Source organism: Spirosoma litoris, from assembly GCF_054776755.1.
The window spans coordinates 140147-162535 of sequence record NZ_BAAHBI010000071.1; the positions used below are offsets into that span (position 1 = coordinate 140147).

Genomic DNA, 22389 nt, shown 5'->3' on the forward strand with positions numbered 1-22389 from the left:
AAAGAGCGAAAGAGTGAATGAGCGAAAGAGAGGGCTGGTATCACAGTCGAATCTTTCCTCGATTAATTCAGAATTTTTCTGGCTTTATCAGCACGTACAGCATGTAAGCAAAAACCAGCAGCGAAACAATAAACAGGAATGTGAGCATGATTAAAGAGCGAAAGAGTGAATGGCGAAAGAGCGAAAGGGTTAGTGAGAGTGTACTTGATTTTTTTATTTCACTCTTTCACTCATTCGCTCTTTCGCCTTTAGATGCGTTCGAACCAGTCAATGGCTTTGTAAAAAGCAGCGAAACAGAGCAGGGCTGACGTAACAAGAAGCAGGAGTGTACCCATGAGAAGTAGTTTGTTAAAAACGTTCGCAAAGGGTTATGCCAAGAAGCAGTCCAGATCACTTCCAAAATCAACAATCTAATACTATATCACTGACAATCAATTAATTAAAATTTATACATTAAAAACAAAAAGGTCAAAAAAAACGTCAACCCTTCCAAAATGGAAGGGTTGACGTTTCAAACTGATAGGGTATTCTGCTATTTTGGGAAATCTAGAAGAAGCAAAGTGTTAGGCAAGACGGATTTCCGGATCAAAAAGGGATAAGCTAAGAAGGCTAGTTGCTGACGTATCAAAGTACGCGTTTTGGCCAACAAACAACTCGTTTTCTCGACCTGAAATCGCTTGAGTTTAAGTAAGACAATCCATGACAATCGACAAAGCGGTGGTTTTACAAACCTTTTACATATCGTTTACAACGTTTTACCAGTAAAAAACTTTAGGACCGTTGAGGCTCAATACTTTTACGGACTTGTTTCACAAAATCAATCAGAGTCATGAATAACTATGGCCTTACTTTGTTACTCCTTTTTCAATTCTCATTTGCTTTTGAGCAAACGTTAGAATTTCCAAAATCTTCCCCTTGTCCAGATAGTCTGCAAACCCCAAAAAGAGACAAGCCTGTAGCGGAAAACATCGTTTTTAAATCTACGGATGGCGGACAGACATGGCAGGACATTAGCGAAGGGCTGCCCGAAAACTCACAGGCAGAAAGTATCATTGAAAAAGATAGAGAGCTTTATATACGTGCTGGAAATGAGATCTATCACGGAAAGCCAACCTCTAGAGCTCCTTTTTGGAAAAAAGAGAGTTTCTCTGACGAGCATCGCAGCAGTATATGGTCTTCTACGTACACGAATTTCCAACGGAAAGACGTAAACACCGTTTTTGAAACTACTAGCGGCATGGTTTTCATCGGTTGCAACAACGGCCTTTTTAAATCCATGAACAATGGGGAAACGTGGAAACAAGTTCATACGGGCGGCTGGGTAATGAAACTGGCCGAATCAAACGGCGTGCTGCTAGCAACCAGCCAGGGCGGTATATTGCGGTCGACCGATGAGGGTGAAAACTGGGATTGGGTGATTCGTGAGGGCGGTGTGGGTATTGCTGTAGAACGCATCAACGGCGGATTCGCAGCGATCACGTACAATACAGAGTCGATGACCCGACGAGTGCGGATTTCCTACGATGGTGGTAAACTCTGGCTGCCCATTGATGCCGGTCTTCCAGCAAACGCATCCGTTTCGTCAATTATTCAGGTTGGGGAGTACTTCTTTTGTGGTCATCCTGACGGCGTTTTTAGATCATCCGATCAAGGTAAAACCTGGAAACTGTTGCTGACGTCAATCGACAATAAGGTCTTCAATTTATCCAGTTCTGGCAACGCGATTTATGCCATACCCAAAAATGGAGGATGCTGAACCTCATTGTTCAGTATCCTCCATCGGTTAATCTTATGACCAATATAATCAGAAACTATTCTGCACGTGATTCGTGCTTAGGCTTCACGCGCACGAGTCGGATGTTATTGGGCGGGGTTAGCACTAACGGAACGTCCTCGACCACAACGTTACTCGTATCCAGTCCATAAGCAGCCTGGGGCGCAAGGGCAATGCGTTTGAGGAACATATAGCCGTTCATAATGAGCTGCGAACTTATGGGCAAGTCGTTCTCATACGAAAGAAACGACCGGAAGAGCACAAACCGAAAATCGCCCGGCACCCGATGAACATTAAGTGACTGATATCGGCTTTCGATGGTTACTTCTTTATTTTTAACCATGTCTTCGACCACTAGCCGAAACAACAGATTCAGTCGGGGCTGCACCCGAAAACCCAGGTAAAACGTAATAAAGTAGACATCTTCGTGAGCCAGTGTATCTACTTTGTAGCGCATTACATAGGGTTCATCTTCTACACACAAATGTAAAAACCAGTAGATATCGGCTCGTTTGGGTGCCCGATTCAAGATCGAATAGAGCGTTTCTGATTCAATTTTCCGAGCGTCTTCGGCAGTCGTCAGATAGACCAGATGCGTAGCAAATTTGGGAATCTCAAAGTCATTGCTAAGCTTTTTCAGTAACGGCAGATTATCGGGGAGCGAATCATAGCGAATGAGTTGTGCTTTGATGGTTTCTCCCCGATACCAGAATAGCATCATGGCCATCAGCAACAATCCCATCGTCACCGAAATCCAACCCCCTTCTTCAAATTTCACCAGATTGGCGCTCAGGAACGTAGTTTCAACGGCCAGAAATACACCTGTAATGAGCACAATCAGGAAGGTATTTACACGCTTCACACGAAGGTAAGTGCTCATCAGTATTGTACTCATCAACATGGTCAGGGTAACGGCCAATCCGAAAGCCGCTTCCATATTTTTAGATTCCCGGAAGTGAAGCACCATCAAAATACAACCCGTCATGAGACCCCAGTTCACGAACGGCACATACAATTGCCCACGGAAATCGGAAGGATAAACGACCCGCTGACGTGGCCACAGGTTCAGGCGCATGGCCTCCCCTACCAGTGTAAACGACCCGCTAATCAGCGCCTGCGACGCAATGATGGTGGCTAAAGTAGCCAGTCCAATGCTGAACACCACTAGCGGAGCGGGTACGATGGAATAGAATGGGCTGGTTTCGCCAACGCGATTACCCAGGTGCTGCATCAACCACGCCGATTGACCGGCATACGACAGCAGCAAGGTTACCTTGACATAGGCCCAACTGGCCCGAATATTCCCTCGTCCACAATGCCCCATGTCGGAGTACAGCGCTTCTGCCCCGGTGGTGCAGAGAAACACGCCCCCCAGCAGCCAGAATCCTCCTGGATATTCAGCGATCAGGCGAAACGCCCACACGGGATTCAGCGCCTTCAATACAGAGGGCTGGTGCAGTAAAGCCAGAAAACCAATGACCCCAATAAACGAAAACCAGACCAGCATGATCGGCCCGAAGAGCTTACCTAGTTGTTGGGTACCAAATTGCTGACTCACAAAAAGGGCAACCAGAATGCCGATAACAATAGGAACCGTATCGAGATGCGGATAAAAAATGAGCAAGCCTTCAATAGCCGACGAAACCGAAATGGGTGGGGTAATAAGGCCATCGGCCAGCAGAAACGAACCCCCAATAACGGCGGGATACAACAACCACTTTCCCGTAAACCGACGAACCAGGGTATACAATGAGAAAATGCCGCCTTCGCCTTTGTTATCGGCCTGGAGCGTAATAATCACATATTTGATGGTCGTTTGCAGCGTTAGGGTCCAGATTACGCACGACAATGTTCCGAGTACCAGTGTTTCGGTCAGGTCTTTGCCACGCATAACAGCCGCCAGTGTATACAGGGGCGATGTACCAATATCACCAAACACAATGCCAATGGCAACCAGTAGCCCTTGGGCCGATACTTTGTTTATGGACGAATGAGATGTAGACATGAAGCCAATCGTACAGAATAAGTTACCCCCAAAACTACAGCACTCCTGCGTTGTTTTGATTTTTTCGGGCATTATTTCACACGCAGAAAATCTACTTCTGTAAAATTGGGCGAGATTACTGTTCTCCCAGCTTCCGATAGAGCGTCGTCAGGCCAATATCTAACAGCCGGGCGGCTTCAGCCTTGTTGCCGTTGGTGTAGCGTAATACGCGCCGAATGTGCTGTTGCTCAATGGTAGCCAAATCCATGGCGGTTGAATTAGCCGGAAGGGGGCCATCCTGCATATCGTAGGGCAATAGACCGGGAGTCAATTCGGTTTGTCCATCCTCACGGGTATCGGCCAGGATCACCGCCCGCTCAATAACGTTTTTCAGTTCGCGGATATTCCCCTTCCAGGAATGTTGTTGAAGTTTCTGGACAAAAGCCGGACTCAATTGAATGGCGCGTTTACCTACTTTGACGGCCTCTTGCTGGGCAAATTGATTGGCTAACACTGGAATATCGTCGCGCCGATCACGCAGCGGGGGCAATTCAATACTGAAGACCGACAATCGATAGTATAAATCCAACCGGAAACGACCTTCTGAAGCTTCCTGCTCTAACCCCCGATTCGTAGCCGCAATCACTCGTACGTCGGTTTTGGTTGGCTTGGTATCGCCCACGCGAAGAAACTCATGGGTTTCGAGGACTCGCAGGAGTTTGGCCTGGAGATCTAATGGCATCTCGCCAATCTCATCCAGAAAAATAGTGCCTTTGTCTGCTTCCGAAAACAGGCCTTTCTGGTCGCGATTAGCTCCGGTAAAGGCTCCGGCTCGGTGACCAAAGAGTTCGCTTTCGAGAATATCTTTTCCTAAGGCACCGCAATTGATCGCTACAAATGGGCCGGTTCGGCGGGGGCTTGCCTGGTGAATGGCCTGTGCGAAGACTTCTTTACCCGTTCCGGTTTCGCCTGTGAGTAGTACCGTGGTATCGGTAACGGCTACTTTTCGGGCCAATTCAATCGCCTGTCGAATCGCTTTCGATTGACCCGCTATCCGATCGAATCCGTAACGCTGGCCCACCTGTTGCTCCAGTTGTTTAATCCTGAACTGTAGCGTAGCTTTCTCCACTGCCCGACTAACCAGTGGAATGATTCGGTCGTTATCGTCACCCTTGACAATGTAGTCGAATGCGCCATTTTTTATCGCCGTTACGCCATCTGAGATCGTACCGTAGGCGGTCAGTACAATGATTTCGGTAGCCGGGTAAAGTTGTTTAATATGGCCCGACAACTCGATGCCATTTCTATCGGGCAGCTTCACATCGCTGATAACGAGGTGGATATCATCGCGTTCGAGTATTTTCAGACCGGCACGGGCATTTTCGGCTTCGAGTACAGTATACCCTTCCAGTTGCAGAATGCGCGCCAGAAGCTGCCGCAACCGCGACTCATCGTCGATAATTAAGATAGTAGCTGCCAACTGGTAGAAATAATTTAGAGGCTATGGATTCTTTGAATTCTATTCATGCGAAAGAACAACACCATCAATAGAATCCAAAGAATCTAAATACGCCCCAAATCTACCAGATCATTTTTTAAGATGAACGATTTGTGCTTGTTTCTGTGCTTTCAGGGCCAATTCTGTCGCCAGGAAGCAATGTTCCTGCGTCATGGCAGTCTCAGTCCGGTTCAAAATATCGTTCACCAATTGCTCGCCGTAAGGCAGCGGCTCTTTGTTACAATCGATATAGCGCGTTTCTTTCTTATCGGTGATAAACAGGTGATTCCCACCCTCATGACCAGCCGGGTCAATATTCTTACGTAATTCAATAAAACCTTCGGTCCCCAAAATGGTCAATCGGCCATCGCCCCAGCTTTTCAGGCCATCCGGCGTGAACCAGTCGACCCGGATGTAGCCCATGCCACCATCGCCACGTAGCATGACATCGCCAAAATCCTCAAAATTGGGGTATTGTGGGAAATGAACGTTACCAACTTGAGATGCTACGACATCGGCTTTTTTCGACCCAGTAAAGAACAAAAACTGATCGAACTGGTGCGAACCGATATCGCAGATGATTCCGCCGAACGACTTTTTTTCAAAAAACCAGGGTGGGCGCGATGCTGGTGTCATCCGGTGCGGCCCCAACCCGATCGTTTGAATCACATTGCCGATCGCTCCAGCCTGAACGAGTTCACCCGCTTTTACCGTGGCCCGGTTTTCAAACCGTTCGCTGTACATGATCGAGTAAATGCGCTTGGTTTCTTTCTGAACCTTACGCACCTCGGCTAGCTGTTCAAGTGTAGTAATGCCCGGTTTATCAGACATGTAATCCTTACCAGCCTTCATGACTCGAATCCCAAGCGGAGCACGATCGACGGGGATGCCTGCGCTCAGCACGAGTTGGATGGTTTTATCTTCGAGAATTTCAGCCTCACTTTTCGCTTGCTTTGCCTGCGGGTAACGCTTGGCGAAGTCGGCCATCAGCTCCGGTTCTTTGGCGTAGTAAGAAACGAATTCGCCCCCACCCCGCGTAACCGCACCAATCTGACTGTTGATGTGGCCGTGGTTCATACCAATCACAGCAAAGCGAATTCGGGCTGCACCCGTCGGCACCGAATCACTCCCCAATGATTCTGAGCGTACAATAGCGGGCGCGCCGACCAATTCGCCTGATAAAGAAGGCAATACAACCAATCCAGCCGCTGTGCTGATGGTTTCTTTAATAAAGTTACGCCGATTGGCAGATTGTGGTGAGTTCATAAAATTAATGAGTGAAAGAGCGAAAAAGCGAAAGTGTGATGGAGCGCCAGTCCGCCCATTCACTCTTTCACTCTTTCGCCATTATTTTTTCTTCGCTAACTCCAGCGCTTGCGTGGTTGTGTAGTACTTGGCAATCATGTTGGGGACCTCCCAGGCAGGTAGACTGCCTGCTTTCAGGTATTCCAGGTATTTCTGGGCAACCCGACCAAAATGGGCTTCGTGACCTTCTTTGTATTTTTCTGGAATAACCACTTCCCAACCTGTCGCGATTTTCTTCGTTTCTACACCCGGAAACTCCTTCTGAATAGCCGGCAAAACCGTTTTCAAAGCAGCCTCCAGGTCTTTATTGCCTGCAGCAGCTTCAATGTATAAGGTCGGTTTGTACTTCTGTTCGGCACCCTGTCGAATAACCAGATTCGCCTTTGTACCCCGCATAATCGAGTAGTGCGTATCCCCCGCGCCTTCGGGTGCTTTGTAAGCCCAGGTCACGGATACTTTAGCATGGACACCTTTCAGTTGATAGTTGATCTCGCCATTGCTATAAACCCGCAAAATGCTGTCTTTCACAACATCTTTTTTGAGGTAATCTGGAAAAACGTCCTGCTTGGTAATCGCTTTGAACTGACTCAGGGTCATGTCTGTCGTCCAACGACGAGCCGATGTCAGGATAATGTCTTTCTGATAATCAATCGTTTGCTCAGGAAAACACTCCCATTGCACCAGATCGACCAGGTGAGTCGTTACGTCGACAATACCTTCGCCTTGTTGAGCCACATCCATAAACCAGGCCGGACGCGTCAGGATGCTTCCCGATACATTCTTATAAAAATGGTGAACGCTTTCTTTGGTTACCGCCGGGTTCTCGGGCGTGCCTTTTTCCAGCGTGCCAAATAGAGCCGCTTGTTGCGAAAACGCCCGTTGTAGCTGCGTTGTAATCTCGTACCGCTCCGTCATGATGTCATAAAGCAGTACATTATTTTTCTCGGCTGTCGCAAACGATTCTTTCAATTGGTCGAATTTTGACGCGTTGATCACCATTGGTTTGTCGGCTAATACATTGAAACCCGCACCAACGGTTTTCTGAATGTAATCCGTTTTCAGGCGATTATTTCCCGCCATTACTACGACGTTACCGGCTTTGTCGGCAATCATCTTATCGAAAAAGTCAGGGCCTTTATAGACCTCTTCTTTCCAATGTGTCGGGTTTTCTGCGCGCGTATTATATCCTTCAACTTTATCGAGATGCAACTGAAGATCAGGGCCATCGGGTGCATACACATGCACGACCGAATCAACATCTTCGAACATGGTTTTTTGAACCAATGCGGCATGGAAATGGCCAGGATCTAAGGTAATCAGACGAATAGCGGCTTTATCAGCTTCATTCTTCGACGTTTGGCAAGCGGTCATCAACGCGGCCATGAATAGGCTACCAAAAAGGGGAGAGAACTTCATTTGTAAATTAGTAAGGTTGTATTCGGTTTACAGTATTCGGTTTACGGTGGGCTGACGCCTTAACTTTTTTTGCGTCAGCCCACCGTAAACCGAATACTGTAAACCATAAACTAATTATTTAGCCGAAGCCACCATTTTAATGGCGTAAGGGGCTCGTTGTGGGCGTGATAAGAGTTTATTGGCTTCGGGGTCGTTCTTGAATTGCTCCTTTTTAGGGTCCCAATAGAGTTTACGATTTAGCTTCATGGTTGCGTGGTGCAACAAACAAGCCGAGCACGAACGGTGCCCCACTTCGGCAGGAGCGATGGGCTCTTTCCGGCTGACGATGCTCTCCAGCCAGTTGCCATGATGCTCTTTACTGACCGTTAGATGCGTTTCGTTGGGGCCAATAACCGATGTCAGAATTGTAGGATCGCTGGCATCGAGTTTTTTAGCGGCATTTTGCTTCGCAATCGGATCACTGGCCGTCACAGCCGCATCGCCCCGCGAGACAAAAATCCAGCCTTTTGTTCCTTCGAATCGAATGCCATTGGCAATTTCATTGGTCACAACCATGTGAACGCCATTGGCATACTTGGCTTCGGTTTTGAAGATGCCATGTACATCCCACAGGCCACTTTTCGGGAAATCGGCGTGGCCCCATATTTCAATCGGGCCGGTATGTTCCGTATCCATAGCCCAGTGCGCACAGTCGACGTGGTGAGCACCCCAACCTGTAATCATGCCCGCCCCAAATTGCTCGCAACGCAACCAGCCTGGTCGATCGTAACCAACCTGCGGATGAACCCGTTTTTCGGTGTAATATACCTCAGGCGTTGTACCGAGCCACATATCGTAGTTCAGGTTTTTCGGAACAGGCATCTGCGGTTCTTCATCGCCCGACGGGTCGCCAGGAAGGCCAACATACACTGTTTTTAATTCGCCAATTCGGCCATTGCGTACCAACTCGGCAGCATATCTGAACTGTTCCGATGAGCGTTGCTGGCTCCCCACCTGCACAATCCGCCCTGATTTCTTCACTTCATCGGCCATCATACGCCCTTCGGCAATAGTGAGCGATGCTGGCTTCTGCATGTATACGTCTTTCTTCGCCCGCACAGCATCAATCACTATAGGCGCATGCCAGTGATCGGGTGTACTTACGATAACCGCGTCGATATCTTTGTTCAGGAGTAATTCACGATAGTCGGTATAAACCTTTACGCCATCGTAATTATCCTTGCCCGTTTTCTTGGCGTAAACCCCATTAACGAGCTTTTTAGCATCTTCGGCCCGATTACTATCCAGATCGCAGACGGCCATAATGAGGGCATTGTCGTATTGCCAAACGCCCGGCATATCGTGCCCACGCGAAATACGTCCAGTACCGATGGCTGCCACATTGATTCGATTACTGGGGGCATTTTTGCCAAATACCGAAGCAGGCACTATAGTCGGGAAACCGCTGATAATTGCAGACGATGCTAGTGTGCCTTTGGCTGCCAGATCAAGGAATTTTCTCCGGGAGACAGTTGATTTTTTTTCAGTTGACATAATCGGCAAGGTTCAGGACAATTCATTGCCTATAGAAGGTTTGACTTAGTGATTTTTACTATTCTGTGTCCCGGAAGATTATTCCGCCTTACCTGTAACCACTATCCCCTCCTTCCGTCTTATACCGATAGCTAACATAATGGTAACTACGGCTTTTGTTTCTAGTAGTTTACCGTCCTTTACGCTCTGATTAATAACTATTTGCTTCTCCTGTTTATGCGGCAACGCCCCTTACTTTTCCTCTTTCTGGCCGGACTTACTTCGTCCTGTATGTTTGGTTCTTATCCATCGGGTTATCCGTCTGGGGGTGGTCAGCAATATCCGTCTAGTGGTCAACAATCGCCGGATGATACCTACCCAAACTCAGGCAATCAACCTGGTACTGGCCGACCTGCCGACCCTGGCGTAACCGTGAACAGCGTTCGTTTAATGAGGGATTACACCATTCTGAATTTGACGTTTACAAATAAAAACCAGCCAGGGAGAGACCGATATGGGCAACCGACTGGCCAAGAATTCATTGAATTTGATCCAGCAGGTCAGTTAGTAGCTGCCAATGGAGCCAGAAAGTTTGGCTTTCTCAAAGCCGAAGGTATTCCATTGAAATCAGCAACACCTAAATTTGATCGTAATGGAAATAGGATTCCTGAAGGGATAACCACGCTCCCTGGAGATAAAGTAACCTTTACGCTCTATTTTGAACGATTAGATAAAGGGCTAGAAAACTTCGACGTATTTGAATGCAACGATTATGATCAAATTGTTTGCTGGAATATCTACAACTTATACGTCAATAACCCCGCCGATCCAGTCGTTTATAATCCGCCAGCCCCGCCAGTTTCAGCACCCAAGCCTGCACCCAGCTTACCCAAAAAGAAAACGAACCTACCACCGGCTCCCTCGGGTGAATCAGGTGGCGAAATGGAAGCCCCTAAAACGAAACCTGCGCCAGCGCCTATACTCACGATTGTGAATGTATCGGGCATCGTGAGTGATGCGAAAAATAAGCGGCCCGTTACAGCTACAATCGATTATCAGCTTTCGTCGAGCAAGCAGTCCATCGACTCCGTGCAGAGTTTTGCCTCAACCGGAGCTTATAGGATGAGTCTGCAGAAAGGACAGGTGTATACCTATATCGCATCGGCACGTGGTTATCAGTCGACCAGCGGGGTATTGGACTTAAGTAAAACAGCCGGTGGACAAAAACTTACGCGAGATATTTCGCTGACGCCATTAGCGGTCGGCGATAAGGTCACCTTGAAGAATATCTATTTCGAAATGTCGAAATCAGACCTATTATCGGCTTCGTTTGCGGAGCTAGACAAGCTGGTTTCCATGATGCAGGACAACCCTAACATGAGTATCCGGCTTGAAGGACACACAGATATTATTGGCGATCACGATAAAAATCTACAACTCTCCCGCGACCGCGTTATTGCCTGCCAGCGCTATCTGGTTCAGAAAGGAATCGATATTGACCGCATCCAGACCATCGGTTATGGCGACACTCGACCTATTCTGACCAAAGGGACCGATGAAGAACGAAAAGTGAACCGGCGCGTAGAGTTTGTGATTCTGACAATTTGATGGCAACCCAGCCCGACAACCCACACGACAGGTTTTTCAAAGAGACATTCTCTCAGCCTGAAATTCTGATTGATTTTTTAAATGCGTTTGCCCCAGAAGCCATTCGGGAACGTATCGATCACACCACATTGACCCGTGAAGTCGATACGTTTACCGATGAGCAACTGGCCGAACACTTTGCTGATCTTGTTTTTTCGGTACAGTATAGTGGTCAATCGATTCGGCTTGTCCTCTTACTGGAGCACAAAAGCTATACCGAGGAATATCCACATTTCCAGATCAATCGGTACTTGCTCAACCTCTGGGAGAGTCAAATCAAACAGAAACAACGATTAACACCCGTTTTACCTATTCTGGTTTATCATGGTAACCGACGTTGGAAAAAGCGTAGTGTACCCGACTACTTCCCGGTCTTACATGGGACGCTAATTCCCTATCTGCCTGCGTTCGATTACTTACTGATTGACCTTTCAACGCTCTCTGACGAACGACTTCCTACGTTACGATCAGATTATGCTCGGCTTACAGCGATTTTATTACAGAATAGTCGCCGGAAACGCGAACTAGCTCGTTTGCTGGACATCTTTGCCGATGTTGTCCGGCGGTTAATTGAAACACCAAGTGGGCAACGTTTTGTCAGTACAGGTTTTCTCTATTTGTCGTATACCACCAACTTGACCAAAGTTGAACTATTCGGTATCTTTAGCCGTATTTCGTCAAAAACCGAATCTTCTACCATGACAGTCGCCGAAGAACTATTACAAGAAGGACGCGAACAAGGACGCCGACAAGCGATGTCAGTCGCCGAAGAACTGGTGCAGAAAGAGCGGGAAGAAGGACATCGGAACAAGATCAAATTTATCAAGGCTATGCTGAATTTAAATCTCACCGCAGATACCATTGCCTCGGCGGTAGACCTTCCCCTGGCTGAGGTAAATGCCATTATAGATGAAATTAATTGTACCCAAACTACATAAGGTTTGCGCTGGTTTATCCATGCTCTAAAGCGAACCACTCTGGTTCGCTTTTTTGTTGCCTATTAACGGAGTACGGCGAGACTAACCCACCCTATGCCCTAAATTTCCGTATCTTTGCGAATTATTTTTTAACCGCACGACAAGCTCCGGCTTTACCAGGAGACAAATTGTGCCTTTCGATTATGCCAGGCGTGAAGTACCAACAATATGAGTCCCTCGACTACGCACAGATCGCAGCTGAGGTGCTAACTTACTGGAATCAGAATCAGGTATTTGAACAATCAGTGGCGATCCGTGATGGACAACCCACGTTTACGTTCTACGAAGGACCACCATCAGCCAATGGCGCGCCGGGAATTCACCACGTAATGGCCCGGACAATTAAGGACATTTTCTGCCGCTATAAAACGCTTCAGGGCTTTCAGGTTAAGCGAAAAGGCGGCTGGGATACACACGGTCTGCCCATAGAACTACAAGTTGAAAAGGAGCTTGGTATTACGAAAGATCATATCGGCAAACCCGAATCGGAAGGTGGCATTAGTGTGGAAGAATACAACCGCAAATGCCGCGAAACCGTTATGCGGTTTACCGATCAATGGAACGACCTAACCCAGAAAATGGGCTATTGGGTTGATCTGGACAATCCGTACGTTACCTACAAAAATGAATACATCGAATCGGTTTGGTATTTACTCAAGCAGTTGTACGACAAGAATTTGCTATACAAAGGCTATACCATCCAACCGTATTCACCTAAGGCAGGAACAGGTTTGAGTTCACACGAGTTGAACATGCCGGGCACTTACAAGGATGTGCGCGACACAACCATTGTGGCTCAGTTCAAAGTGAAACCCAGCGGCAAATCGGGCTTTCTATTTTTCGATTCTGCCGATGAGGACGTCTATATCCTGGCCTGGACCACCACGCCCTGGACCTTACCCGCGAACTCAGCGCTGACCGTCGGTGCCAACATCGATTATGTGATGGTGAAAACCTTCAACCCGTATACCCATGTACTGGTACACGTGGTGATGGCGAAAAACCTGGTGGGTCGCTGGTTGAGTGAAAAAGGAAAAGTCGATTCGGTAGCCAATCCTGCTTTCGACGCCTATTTGCCCAACGACAAAGTGATTCCCTGGGCGATTGTCTCGGAATTTAAAGGGCAACATCTGGAAGGCATCGAGTATGAGCAATTGATGCCGTATGTGCAGCCCGACAAGCCAGCCTTTAAAGTCATTTTAGGTGATTTCGTCACGACCGAAGATGGTACGGGTATCGTCCATACGTCGCCAACCTTTGGTGCCGACGACTTCCGGGTAGCGCAGGCTGCGGGGATTCCGGCCATCATGGTGAAAGATGAAACGGGAAAAGAAGTCCCGATTGTGGATAAACACGGTCAGTTTGTGGCTGAAATCACAGACTTTGCTGGTCGATACGTAAAAGAAGAATATTATTCAGACGAAGAGCGCGAAGATCCTGAGTTCAAACCAACCGATGTGCTGATTGCCATCAAGCTGAAAGAGGAAAACAAAGCGTTCCGGGTTGAGAAATACGAACACCCCTACCCGCACTGCTGGCGGACAGACAAGCCGATTTTGTACTATCCGCTCGATAGCTGGTTTATCCGCACGACGGCGAAGAAAGATCGGTTAGTTGAACTAAACAAAACTATCAACTGGCAACCCGAAAGCACAGGGACTGGTCGCTTTGGCAACTGGCTCGAAAACCTTGTAGACTGGAACCTGAGCCGTAGCCGCTTCTGGGGAACTCCCCTGCCGATCTGGCGTAGCGAAACCGGAGAGGAAGTCTGCATTGGTTCGGTCGATGAGCTGGTAAAAAATTGCGAATTAGCGAATGAGCGAATGGGCGAATGGGTTCGGGAAGGTAAAACCGAATACCAATCTTATCTCGACGCTAACCAGTCATTCATTCAATCATTCAATCAATCAACATTCGATCTGCACCGTCCTTATGTTGACGAGGTGTATTTCGTATCGGAAAGTGGGCAAGTGATGCAGCGCGAGTCGGATCTGATCGACGTTTGGTTCGACTCGGGCGCGATGCCGTATGCACAGTGGCATTATCCGTTCGAGAATCAGGACGTTTTCAAAAAAGCGTTCCCGGCCGATTTTATCTCCGAAGGTGTTGACCAAACCCGTGGCTGGTTCTTCACGTTGCATGCCATCGCCGGAATGCTATTTGATTCGGTCGCGTTTAAAAACGTGGTTTCGACCGGGTTGGTGCTTGATAAAAACGGCAACAAAATGTCGAAGCGGCTGGGCAATGCCGTTGACCCATTTGCAACCCTGGCGAAATATGGCCCCGATGCCACACGCTGGTACATGATCACCAACGCTGAGCCCTGGGATAACCTCAAATTCAATACGGATGGTATTGGCGAAGTGCAACGGAAGTTATTCGGCACGCTGTCGAATACCTATAACTTCTTTGCCTTGTACGCCAATCTGGACGCCTTTTCATTCACGGGGCGTACCGTACCTGTAGCCGAACGCCCTGAACTGGATCGCTGGATTTTGTCCAAGCTGCAATCGCTTGTGCTGGAAGTTGAGGCCCAGTTTGATAGCTACAATCCAACCAAAGCCGGGCGGGCCGTTCAGGATTTTGTGAACGACCAATTGTCGAACTGGTATGTACGGTTATCACGTCGGCGTTTCTGGTCCGGGGTCGCGGTCGACGGAGAATTGACCCTCGACAAACGGGCAGCTTACGAAACCCTGCACGAGTGTCTGACAACCGTATCGCAGTTAATGTCGCCTATCGCACCTTTCTACGCTGATTGGCTGTACCGTAACTTAACGGATGGCAATGCCAATAATGCCTCGGTACATTTGACCAATTTCCCGGTTGCCGATCAAAGCCTGATCGACACTGAATTGGAACGATCGATGGAGCTGGGCCAACAGGTTTCTTCGTTGGTTCACTCGTTACGGAAAGGACATAAACTGAAAGTTCGGCAACCGTTAAGCCGGGTACTAGTTCCCGTGTTGAATACAGATACACGTCGGCAGATTGAGCACGTCAGCCCGATCATTATGTCGGAGGTGAATGTGAAAGCTGTTGAATTTGTAGACGACGCCAGCGGTATTCTGAAGAAGAAAGTAAAACCGAACTTTAAGGCGCTTGGTCCCAAGTTTGGCAAACAGATGAAAGACGTTGCCGCCGTTATTACGGCCATGACGCCCGACGAGTTAAAACAACTGGAAGCGACCAATAGCCTACAGCTTGGCTCATTTGACTTACAATTGTCGGACGTGGAGATTCTGACAGAAGACATTCCAGGCTGGCTCGTTGCCAGTGAAGGTGGTTTGACCGTTGCACTGGATGTTCATGTAAGCGACGAATTACGTGGTGAAGGTATTGCCCGCGATTTTGTGAACCGGATTCAGAATCTGCGAAAAGACCGTGACTTCTCGGTAACCGACAAGATTCGCATTGAACTCGAACGAAACGACGAAGTACTGGCTACCGCTATCGAAGCCAACCGCGAGTATATCCGCCAGGAAGTTCAGGCTGTTTCACTCGATTTAGTGAGTGACCTGAATGGGTCGGCAACGGCAGAAATCGAAATGGACGAGTTCCAATTGCGGCTCAATGTAGAGCGCATATAGCGATTTTATAATTCTTTCTGAGAAACAAAAAAGCACCCGCTACAGCGGGTGCTTTTTTGTTTCTCAGAAAGCCTCACGCTTGAATACGAATTTTACTTAATCCGGAAAAATAAATACACAACGGCACGAATGTTGCTCATATAAGCCTAAGTAAGTAGTTGATTGTTGATTTAATTCCTTGCGGCCATTCGTTGGAGCGGGCCCCAGCCATACTTACGCCACTAGCCCATTCAGTGAACATTAGCTGTAATTAATTAGCTGCATTCATCAAAAACCTTACGCCATTGATAGACTATTTACGAACTACATTACACTCATTTGTCAATAATTATCAGGCCATTATGTGGCGACTACGTGAGTGTTCGCTCAATGATGAGCAATTGGGAATAGCTGTAGGTTTGAGTGGAAATGCCATCCGTAATCGACGGAATAAACCGGACCTCTGGAAACTATCGGATGTGGAGCGATTAGCTGCTCATTTTGCACTGCCGATCACGGCCTGCACTCAGTTAACCTTAGCCCTTCAGGAACTACCTGCTAAACTAAAAGAGATAAGTCCTGAAGAACGTAGACGGACGGAGCGTAAATTACTTGTCAAAGTAGCGCAACTGGAATCCTATAACCAAAGCGACTGGCCTGTTCGGAATCTACTAAAGATGCATCAGGCATTACATAATGCTTAAAAACTAATTAACTGATTGTTACCAAATTACACCCACTGGCGGAATTATCGGTCAGTGGGTGTAACTTTACGGTGGACCCATAGTTCACCTGATGAAGAATACACTTCTACTTGCCCTCATTTCCCTTTTCATTTTCGTACAGGAAGCGACTGCACAAACACCTACTATTGTACGTGGCCCCTACTTACAGGTACTGACAACTACCTCGGTAGTTGTTCGCTGGCGCACCGATCAGCCCACAACCGGTCGGGTCTGGTTTGGTCCGGCTACCAACCAATTGACCAAAGACATTCGTGAAGCACAGCCCACGCTCGAGCACGTTCTGACAATCACAGGCTTACAACCTACAACCCGCTACGCCTACGCTATCGGCTACGACGATACCCAATTAGCCTCTGGTCCAGACTATTACGTTAAAACAGCGCTTCCTGCTGGCGATAAGCGTCCGTTTCGGATGTGGGTTCTAGGCGACTTTGGAAGTGGCAATGCTAACCAAGCCAACGTTTATCAGGCCTATAAAAACGCTACTGCCAACTATCCCGCCGATTTATGGCTTTGGCTTGGCGACAACGCGTACTCGTTTGGTTTTGAGGAAGAGTATCAGCGATTGGTATTTCCGGTTTACGCAGCTACTCTTCGGAACACACCGATATTCACCACCCCTGGCAATCACGATTATGCCGATAGCCAAACAAACTTCAATACGGCCTATTACAACCTGTTTTCGTTCCCCCAGCAGGGCGAAGCGGGAGGAGTACCCTCAAACTCTAAGTCCTATTATTCAGCCAATTATGGAAATGTCCATTTAATTTCGCTGGATTCGCAGGGCCGTCCAGACGGGCAATATCGTCTTTATGATACAACCTCTACGCAGGTGCAATGGCTCAAAAGCGACCTGGCGGCTAACAAACTTCCGTGGACGATTGTCATTTTCCATCACCCACCTTACAGCAAAGGCGGTCATAACTCCGATACGGAGGAGTCCATGCGACTTATTCGTGAAAATCTAACCCCTATTCTGGAACGTTACGGGGTCGATTTGGTTCTTAACGGTCACAGTCACGGTTACGAGCGAACGTATCGAATTAAAGGTCTACGCGGCTTGGCCACTACATACGATAGCAATCAGAACCTTGCTGAAGGGACTACAGCAAGGTACGATGGGTCGCCTAACTCCTGCCCTATTCTAACCAAAGGACAAGGCACTGTTTATGTTATTAATGGTTCTGGTGGGCAATTGGGCGGACAATCTCCGGGCTTTCCGCACCCAGCCACGGTGTATAATAACGTGACTGTCGGAGGGTCTATGTTGTTGGATGTAAATGATAACCGCCTGGATGCGCAACTAGTTATGTCTGATGGCTCCGTACAGGATAAGTTCACGATCATGAAAAATGTGAATAAGTCCACGTCACTCACAACCGAATTTGCCGATACACTTTCCTTTTCAGCTTCCTGGGTGGGTGATTACCGATGGTCGGTTGGGCAAACAGGACGCAGTATCCGCTATACAGCCGATAAGGCCGGAACATTCCCAGTCACGGTCACTGATAATCAGCAATGCCTAACCGATCAGTTTACCATAACCGTTCAACAACCGCCCAAGCTAACGGCTAAAGCATCGGTGAGCACATCGGTTTGTCCGGGCGCTACTTTTTCGGTTTCGGCAACACCCGAAAATACCACCAAAGCTGCCGGTTGGCAATACGATGTGCTTTTGTCGGATGCAACAGGAAATTTCACCACCGAGAAGATTGTCGGCTCTGGATCGCTAAACGCGTTAAATGCCACCATTCCAATCAGCTTAACACCGGGTGCCGGCTATCGATTACAGGTAAGACCGCGCGGCATTCCCTATGCACAACTTGTTGCCAGCGACGGGTTCATTGTTAAACCCTTACCAACGGCAACGCTGTCTGGTTCAACAAGCATAGTACAAGGGCAATCCATCGACCTTTCCATCAGTTTCACAGGCGATGCTCCCTGGAAAGGAACATTATCTGACGGCACGGCTTTTTCCAGTAGCGTTACCCCAACCCTACTGACGCTCATGCCGATTAAATCTATTATTTATTCGATAGCGAGTGTTGAAAATAGTTGTGGCAAAGGCACTTTCTCAGGTCAGGCGTCGATAACGGTCTTACTTCCAACTGCCGAAGAGGAGTTTTCGGATGGAAAGCTCCGCGTTTACCCCAATCCAACGCACGAAGTGGTGTATGTCGAGTTGACAACGACACAGAAAAAGGAAGTAACAATGAGCCTTCAGGATGTCAATGGCCGGACCGTATTTCAGAAGCAGTTCGGTACAGTTTCATCTGTAAACGAAACGATTTCCATGCCGCATACCAACGGAACGTATCTGCTCACGATTCAGGCCGGTCAGAATAAAGTGACTCGAAAGGTAGTTCGGCAATAAGGTAGGCAAGTATTGTCAGGTATAGGCAAAGGTTGTCAAGAATGGTAAAGAGTTGTCTCGTGAATTCTATTCCTGACAATCTTTGACCATACCTGACCAATTATGACTACTCTACAACACCTGACCGATTCCGAACAAAATCACAAACAACAAAGTCGAAAGGGCAAGTTGTCCCAGACGAGCGTTGAGTTCAGCGGGCCGTTTGTGAGTCGCTACCGCTCGACCGTTTACAATAAACAGCGGGAACGCCAGTAGATAAACGTAGCTGAACCAGTTCGCGCCTGTCAGAAACGAGTAAGCAACGGCACAGAACATGCCCGTCAGGAGTAATCCCCAGTGATAGCGAATAGCTAATGGTAATCCAAGACGCGCAGGAATAGAACGCTTGCCGGTCATGGTATCGGTTTCGATATCACGAATGTTATTGACATTCAGAACACCCGTTGCAAATAGCCCAACGCTGGTGGCAGGTAATAACAGAATAGGATTGAACGAAAGTGTGTGCAGAAAATACGTTCCTAACACGCCCACCCAACCAAAGAAAATCAGGACGGCAATATCCCCGAAGCCTGCATATCCATAGGGTCGTTTACCATTTGTGTAGCCAATAGCAGCGGCAATACTCAGCAATCCCAGCACCAGAAAAAACCAGAAAAGCTTAGCGCCTGCATCATAAAAGGCCAGCGCCAATAAGCCAAGACCGGAAATCAGCGACAATACCGACATAATGATAATGCCGCGCATCATAGCTTCTTTGGTAATATCGCCCGTAGCCACTGCCCGGCGTGGGCCAACTCGAAGCTCCGTATCTTTACCCGATACCGCATCGCCATAGTCATTGGCGAAGTTGGACAGGATTTGGAGGAAGATCGTCGTCAGAGCAGCTAACAGAGCAATCGGCCAGCTAAAATGATGGTCGGCCGAAGCCAGAAAACTCCCAAGAATAATGCTGGCTAACGACAGCGGTAACGTACGCGGCCGGGCAGCCGCAATCCAGCTCTTTATCATGTGTGTAAAGAGCGAAAGAGTGAAAGAGTGAAAGAGTGAAAACTGCCGATATCAGTCTTTCGCTCTTTCACTCTTTCACTCTTTCACCATTAATTAAATTCCTATTGCCTTCTTAAACTCTTCATCCTCTGGCTTCACTTTCGAGCCGAAGAAATTGATTAGTTCACCTTTCTCGTTGATAACGTATTTGCAGAAGTTCCAGGTTGGAGCCTGTTCGTTCCAGCCGTTCAATGACTTCGTTGTCAACCATTTGTATAATGGAGCCTGATCATCGCCCAATACCGATACTTTCTCGAACATTGGGAAGGTTACACCGTAGTTTTTCTTACAGAACTCAGCAATTTCTTCGTTGCTGCCTGGCTCCTGGCTTTTGAAATTGTTAGCGGGGAAACCCAGAACAACCACTTTGTCGCCGTGTTCTTTGTAGAATTTTTCCCAATCGGCATACTGGGGAGTGAAGCCACATTTCGACGCAACGTTCAGAATGACAACTTTTTTGCCTTTGTAGGCTTTCAGCGCGACAGGTTTGCCATCAAGCGAATTTACCGTAAAATCATACAGGCTTTTGGTGGGAGCTGCCGCATCCGTGGGAGCCGAGATAGCCTTATTTCCACCAAAAATGGCTTTTACCAGCTGGGGTAACGACATAAAACTAGTGAGTGAAAAAACGACCGCAACCGCGATCAGGGAAACGATAATACTCTTTTTCATGATCAGTTTGACAATTTTGTAGACAGTTTGGTAAAGGAGCGTACTTGTACTGAACCTGAATAACTTAAACTACATTTTTTCAGGCACTTCTATCCCCAATAAACCCATTGACTTCCGAATAGTTTCACTAACGGTCTTTGATAACACAAGTCGGGTACGCAATTTAATCGGGTCCGTTTCTTTTAGGATCGACAGCTTATCGTAAAACTGATTGAAGGTCTTAGCCAGCTCATACGCATACTGGGCAATATACGAAGGCGCATAGTCTGTTCCTGCCTCAGCTACCCGTTGCGGATACTGGCTCAACAGGAACACTAATTGCTGCTCAAGCTCATCCAGCTGCGTTGCCGACACGGGTCCTTCCAACGTCATTGTAAGCTCAGCAGCCTTACGCAGAATAGAGCGAATCCGGGCGTGAACATACTGAATGTAAGGCCCGGTATTCCCATGCAAATCCACCGATTCGGCTGGGTTGAACTGCATCCGCTTTTGGGGATCAACCTTCAGCAGGTAGTATTTCAACGCACCCAAACCAAGCGTCTGAAAAAGTGCATCTTTCTCTTCCTGACTGAAATCCTCCAGTTTGCCCTTGGCCGCTTCATCAGCAGCTGTCGAGGCCGCATCAACCGTTTCCTGAATCAGATCGTCGGCATCTACAACGGTGCCTTCACGTGATTTCATTTTACCCGTTGGCAAATCAACCATGCCGTACGAGAGGTGGTAAAGACCATCGGCATACGTCCGGCCCAGCTTGCGCAGGATGGCGAACAGCACATTGAAATGGTAGTCCTGCTCATTCCCAACTACCCAAATCTGCCGATCATTCTGAAAATCCTGGAACTTCAGATCGGTCGTACCCAAATCCTGTGTCATATACACCGACGTACCATCCGATCGCATCACTAGCTTTTGGTCCAGCCCTTCGGCAGTCAGGTCAATCCAAACGGAGCTGTCGTCTTTTCGGAAGAAAACGCCTTTCAGAAGACCTTCCTCAACAATTTCTTTCCCTAGCAGGTACGTATTCGATTCGTAATAAGTCTTGTCGAAACTAACGCCAATCCGCTTATAGGTAGCATCGAAACCCGTATATACCCAGGCGTTGAGCTGGCTCCAGAGCGCTACGGTTTCGGGATCACCTTGCTCCCACAAACGTAGCATCTGCTGAACTTCAAGCATGAGGGGCGCTTTCTTTTCAGCTTCTTCTTTAGGCGTACCCTGCGCTACCATCTCTTCGATCTGCGCCTTATACGCTTTGTCGAACAGCACATAATATTTCCCGATCAGGTGATCGCCTTTCATGCCCGCCGACTCCGGTGTTTCTCCATTACCAAACATCCGATAAGCCAGCATCGACTTACAGATGTGAACGCCCCGGTCGTTGACAATGCAGGTTTTTACGACATCATAGCCGTTTGCAGCCAGAATTTTACTGACTGAATCACCCAGAAAATTGTTCCGTAAATGCCCGAGGTGAAGCGGTTTGTTGGTATTTGGTGACGAAAATTCAACCATCACCGACTGCTCTTTCGAAGGCAATGTGCCGAACGATGGATTAGAGGCAATATCGTTTAACAAGCCAACCCAGGCCGAATCGGCAATACTAATATTCAGGAATCCCTGTACCACGTTGAATGCACTGACAACTGGGCTATTTTCCAGCAACCAAGCGCCAATCGTTTGGCCTATCTGCGCAGGCGCTTGGCGGAGGGCTTTCGTGAGTGGAAACGTAACAAAGGTATATTGACCTTCAAATTCTTTTTTCGTCGGCGTAAGTTGTACGTCGCACGTATTGCCGGGATAAAGTTCGGCGATTGACCGTGCAATATCGGCTGCTACTATTGATTGAATATCCATTTCCCACAAAAGTA

General features: G+C 47.9%; 15 protein-coding genes. 6 read left to right on the forward strand and 9 right to left on the reverse strand.

What is annotated here, in order from left to right; all coding sequences use genetic code 11:
* Nucleotides 1–67 precede the first annotated feature (67 nt).
* On the reverse strand, nt 68–148 hold the full coding sequence (locus ACYVGR_RS34345) for a potassium-transporting ATPase subunit F (protein WP_157585830.1): 81 nt from the start codon (nt 146–148) through the stop codon (nt 68–70).
* A 681-nt stretch (nt 149–829) separates the two neighbouring features.
* On the opposite strand from ACYVGR_RS34345, the gene ACYVGR_RS34350 reads away from it, so the two are divergent.
* A complete protein-coding gene (locus ACYVGR_RS34350; protein WP_460964925.1) occupies nt 830–1756 on the forward strand; it encodes a WD40/YVTN/BNR-like repeat-containing protein in 927 nt (308 codons plus the stop codon).
* 55 nt (nt 1757–1811) lie between these two features.
* Here the strand turns inward: ACYVGR_RS34350 and ACYVGR_RS34355 are convergent, their stop codons facing one another.
* The 5 genes from ACYVGR_RS34355 to ACYVGR_RS34375 all read right to left on the reverse strand — a co-directional run bounded on the left by ACYVGR_RS34355 (nt 1812) and on the right by ACYVGR_RS34375 (nt 9510).
* Complete coding sequence (locus ACYVGR_RS34355) at nt 1812–3779, reverse strand: KUP/HAK/KT family potassium transporter (protein ID WP_460965089.1); 1968 nt, start codon at nt 3777–3779, stop codon at nt 1812–1814.
* A gap of 115 nt (nt 3780–3894) precedes the next feature.
* Nucleotides 3895–5238, reverse strand: a complete 1344-nt coding sequence (locus ACYVGR_RS34360) for a sigma-54-dependent transcriptional regulator (RefSeq protein ID WP_460964926.1) — start codon at nt 5236–5238, stop codon at nt 3895–3897.
* Nucleotides 5239–5346: 108 nt separating this feature from the next.
* Nucleotides 5347–6522, reverse strand: a complete 1176-nt coding sequence (locus ACYVGR_RS34365) for a Gfo/Idh/MocA family protein (protein ID WP_460964928.1) — start codon at nt 6520–6522, stop codon at nt 5347–5349.
* Nucleotides 6523–6603: 81 nt separating this feature from the next.
* Nucleotides 6604–7977, reverse strand: a complete 1374-nt coding sequence (locus ACYVGR_RS34370) for a putative oxidoreductase C-terminal domain-containing protein (RefSeq protein WP_460964930.1) — start codon at nt 7975–7977, stop codon at nt 6604–6606.
* Nucleotides 7978–8091: 114 nt separating this feature from the next.
* The gene (locus ACYVGR_RS34375) at nt 8092–9510 is read right to left on the reverse strand and encodes a Gfo/Idh/MocA family oxidoreductase (protein WP_460964932.1); all 1419 of its coding nucleotides are present in this window, start codon (nt 9508–9510) and stop codon (nt 8092–8094) included.
* A 216-nt stretch (nt 9511–9726) separates the two neighbouring features.
* Between ACYVGR_RS34375 and ACYVGR_RS34380 the strand changes: the two genes are divergently transcribed.
* The 5 genes from ACYVGR_RS34380 to ACYVGR_RS34400 all read left to right on the forward strand — a co-directional run bounded on the left by ACYVGR_RS34380 (nt 9727) and on the right by ACYVGR_RS34400 (nt 18802).
* On the forward strand, nt 9727–11097 hold the full coding sequence (locus ACYVGR_RS34380; protein ID WP_460964934.1) for an OmpA family protein: 1371 nt from the start codon (nt 9727–9729) through the stop codon (nt 11095–11097).
* Nucleotides 11097–12074, forward strand: a complete 978-nt coding sequence (locus ACYVGR_RS34385) for an Rpn family recombination-promoting nuclease/putative transposase (protein WP_460964936.1) — start codon at nt 11097–11099, stop codon at nt 12072–12074. The genes ACYVGR_RS34380 and ACYVGR_RS34385 overlap by 1 nt, the downstream gene beginning before the upstream one ends.
* Before the next feature lie 182 nt (nt 12075–12256).
* Nucleotides 12257–15703 carry an isoleucine--tRNA ligase gene (gene ileS / locus ACYVGR_RS34390; RefSeq protein WP_460964938.1) on the forward strand — a complete coding sequence of 1149 codons (3447 nt, stop codon included), beginning with the start codon at nt 12257–12259 and terminating at the stop codon, nt 15701–15703.
* A 284-nt stretch (nt 15704–15987) separates the two neighbouring features.
* Nucleotides 15988–16386, forward strand: a complete 399-nt coding sequence (locus ACYVGR_RS34395) for a hypothetical protein (protein WP_460964940.1) — start codon at nt 15988–15990, stop codon at nt 16384–16386.
* Between the two features lie 91 nt (nt 16387–16477).
* Nucleotides 16478–18802 carry a metallophosphoesterase gene (locus tag ACYVGR_RS34400; protein WP_460964942.1) on the forward strand — a complete coding sequence of 775 codons (2325 nt, stop codon included), beginning with the start codon at nt 16478–16480 and terminating at the stop codon, nt 18800–18802.
* A gap of 111 nt (nt 18803–18913) precedes the next feature.
* Here the strand turns inward: ACYVGR_RS34400 and ACYVGR_RS34405 are convergent, their stop codons facing one another.
* The 3 genes from ACYVGR_RS34405 to argS all read right to left on the reverse strand — a co-directional run bounded on the left by ACYVGR_RS34405 (nt 18914) and on the right by argS (nt 22375).
* Nucleotides 18914–19807, reverse strand: coding sequence for a 1,4-dihydroxy-2-naphthoate polyprenyltransferase (locus ACYVGR_RS34405; protein WP_460965091.1), 894 nt, complete (start codon nt 19805–19807; stop codon nt 18914–18916).
* 96 nt (nt 19808–19903) lie between these two features.
* Nucleotides 19904–20521, reverse strand: coding sequence for a glutathione peroxidase (locus ACYVGR_RS34410; RefSeq protein ID WP_460964943.1), 618 nt, complete (start codon nt 20519–20521; stop codon nt 19904–19906).
* Nucleotides 20522–20590: 69 nt separating this feature from the next.
* On the reverse strand, nt 20591–22375 hold the full coding sequence (gene argS / locus ACYVGR_RS34415) for an arginine--tRNA ligase (protein ID WP_460964945.1): 1785 nt from the start codon (nt 22373–22375) through the stop codon (nt 20591–20593).
* Between the last annotated feature and the right edge of the window lie 14 nt (nt 22376–22389).

Coding starts and splice junctions, on each gene's coding strand:
- ACYVGR_RS34345 (WP_157585830.1), bottom strand. CDS start 148: ATGCTCACATTCCTGTTTATTGTTTCGCTGCTGGTTTTTGCTTACATG.
- ACYVGR_RS34350 (WP_460964925.1), top strand. CDS start 830: ATGAATAACTATGGCCTTACTTTGTTACTCCTTTTTCAATTCTCATTT.
- ACYVGR_RS34355 (WP_460965089.1), bottom strand. CDS start 3,779: ATGTCTACATCTCATTCGTCCATAAACAAAGTATCGGCCCAAGGGCTA.
- ACYVGR_RS34365 (WP_460964928.1), bottom strand. CDS start 6,522: ATGAACTCACCACAATCTGCCAATCGGCGTAACTTTATTAAAGAAACC.
- ACYVGR_RS34370 (WP_460964930.1), bottom strand. CDS start 7,977: ATGAAGTTCTCTCCCCTTTTTGGTAGCCTATTCATGGCCGCGTTGATG.
- ACYVGR_RS34375 (WP_460964932.1), bottom strand. CDS start 9,510: ATGTCAACTGAAAAAAAATCAACTGTCTCCCGGAGAAAATTCCTTGAT.
- ACYVGR_RS34380 (WP_460964934.1), top strand. CDS start 9,727: ATGCGGCAACGCCCCTTACTTTTCCTCTTTCTGGCCGGACTTACTTCG.
- ACYVGR_RS34385 (WP_460964936.1), top strand. CDS start 11,097: ATGGCAACCCAGCCCGACAACCCACACGACAGGTTTTTCAAAGAGACA.
- ileS (WP_460964938.1), top strand. CDS start 12,257: ATGCCAGGCGTGAAGTACCAACAATATGAGTCCCTCGACTACGCACAG.
- ACYVGR_RS34400 (WP_460964942.1), top strand. CDS start 16,478: ATGAAGAATACACTTCTACTTGCCCTCATTTCCCTTTTCATTTTCGTA.
- ACYVGR_RS34410 (WP_460964943.1), bottom strand. CDS start 20,521: ATGAAAAAGAGTATTATCGTTTCCCTGATCGCGGTTGCGGTCGTTTTT.
- argS (WP_460964945.1), bottom strand. CDS start 22,375: ATGGATATTCAATCAATAGTAGCAGCCGATATTGCACGGTCAATCGCC.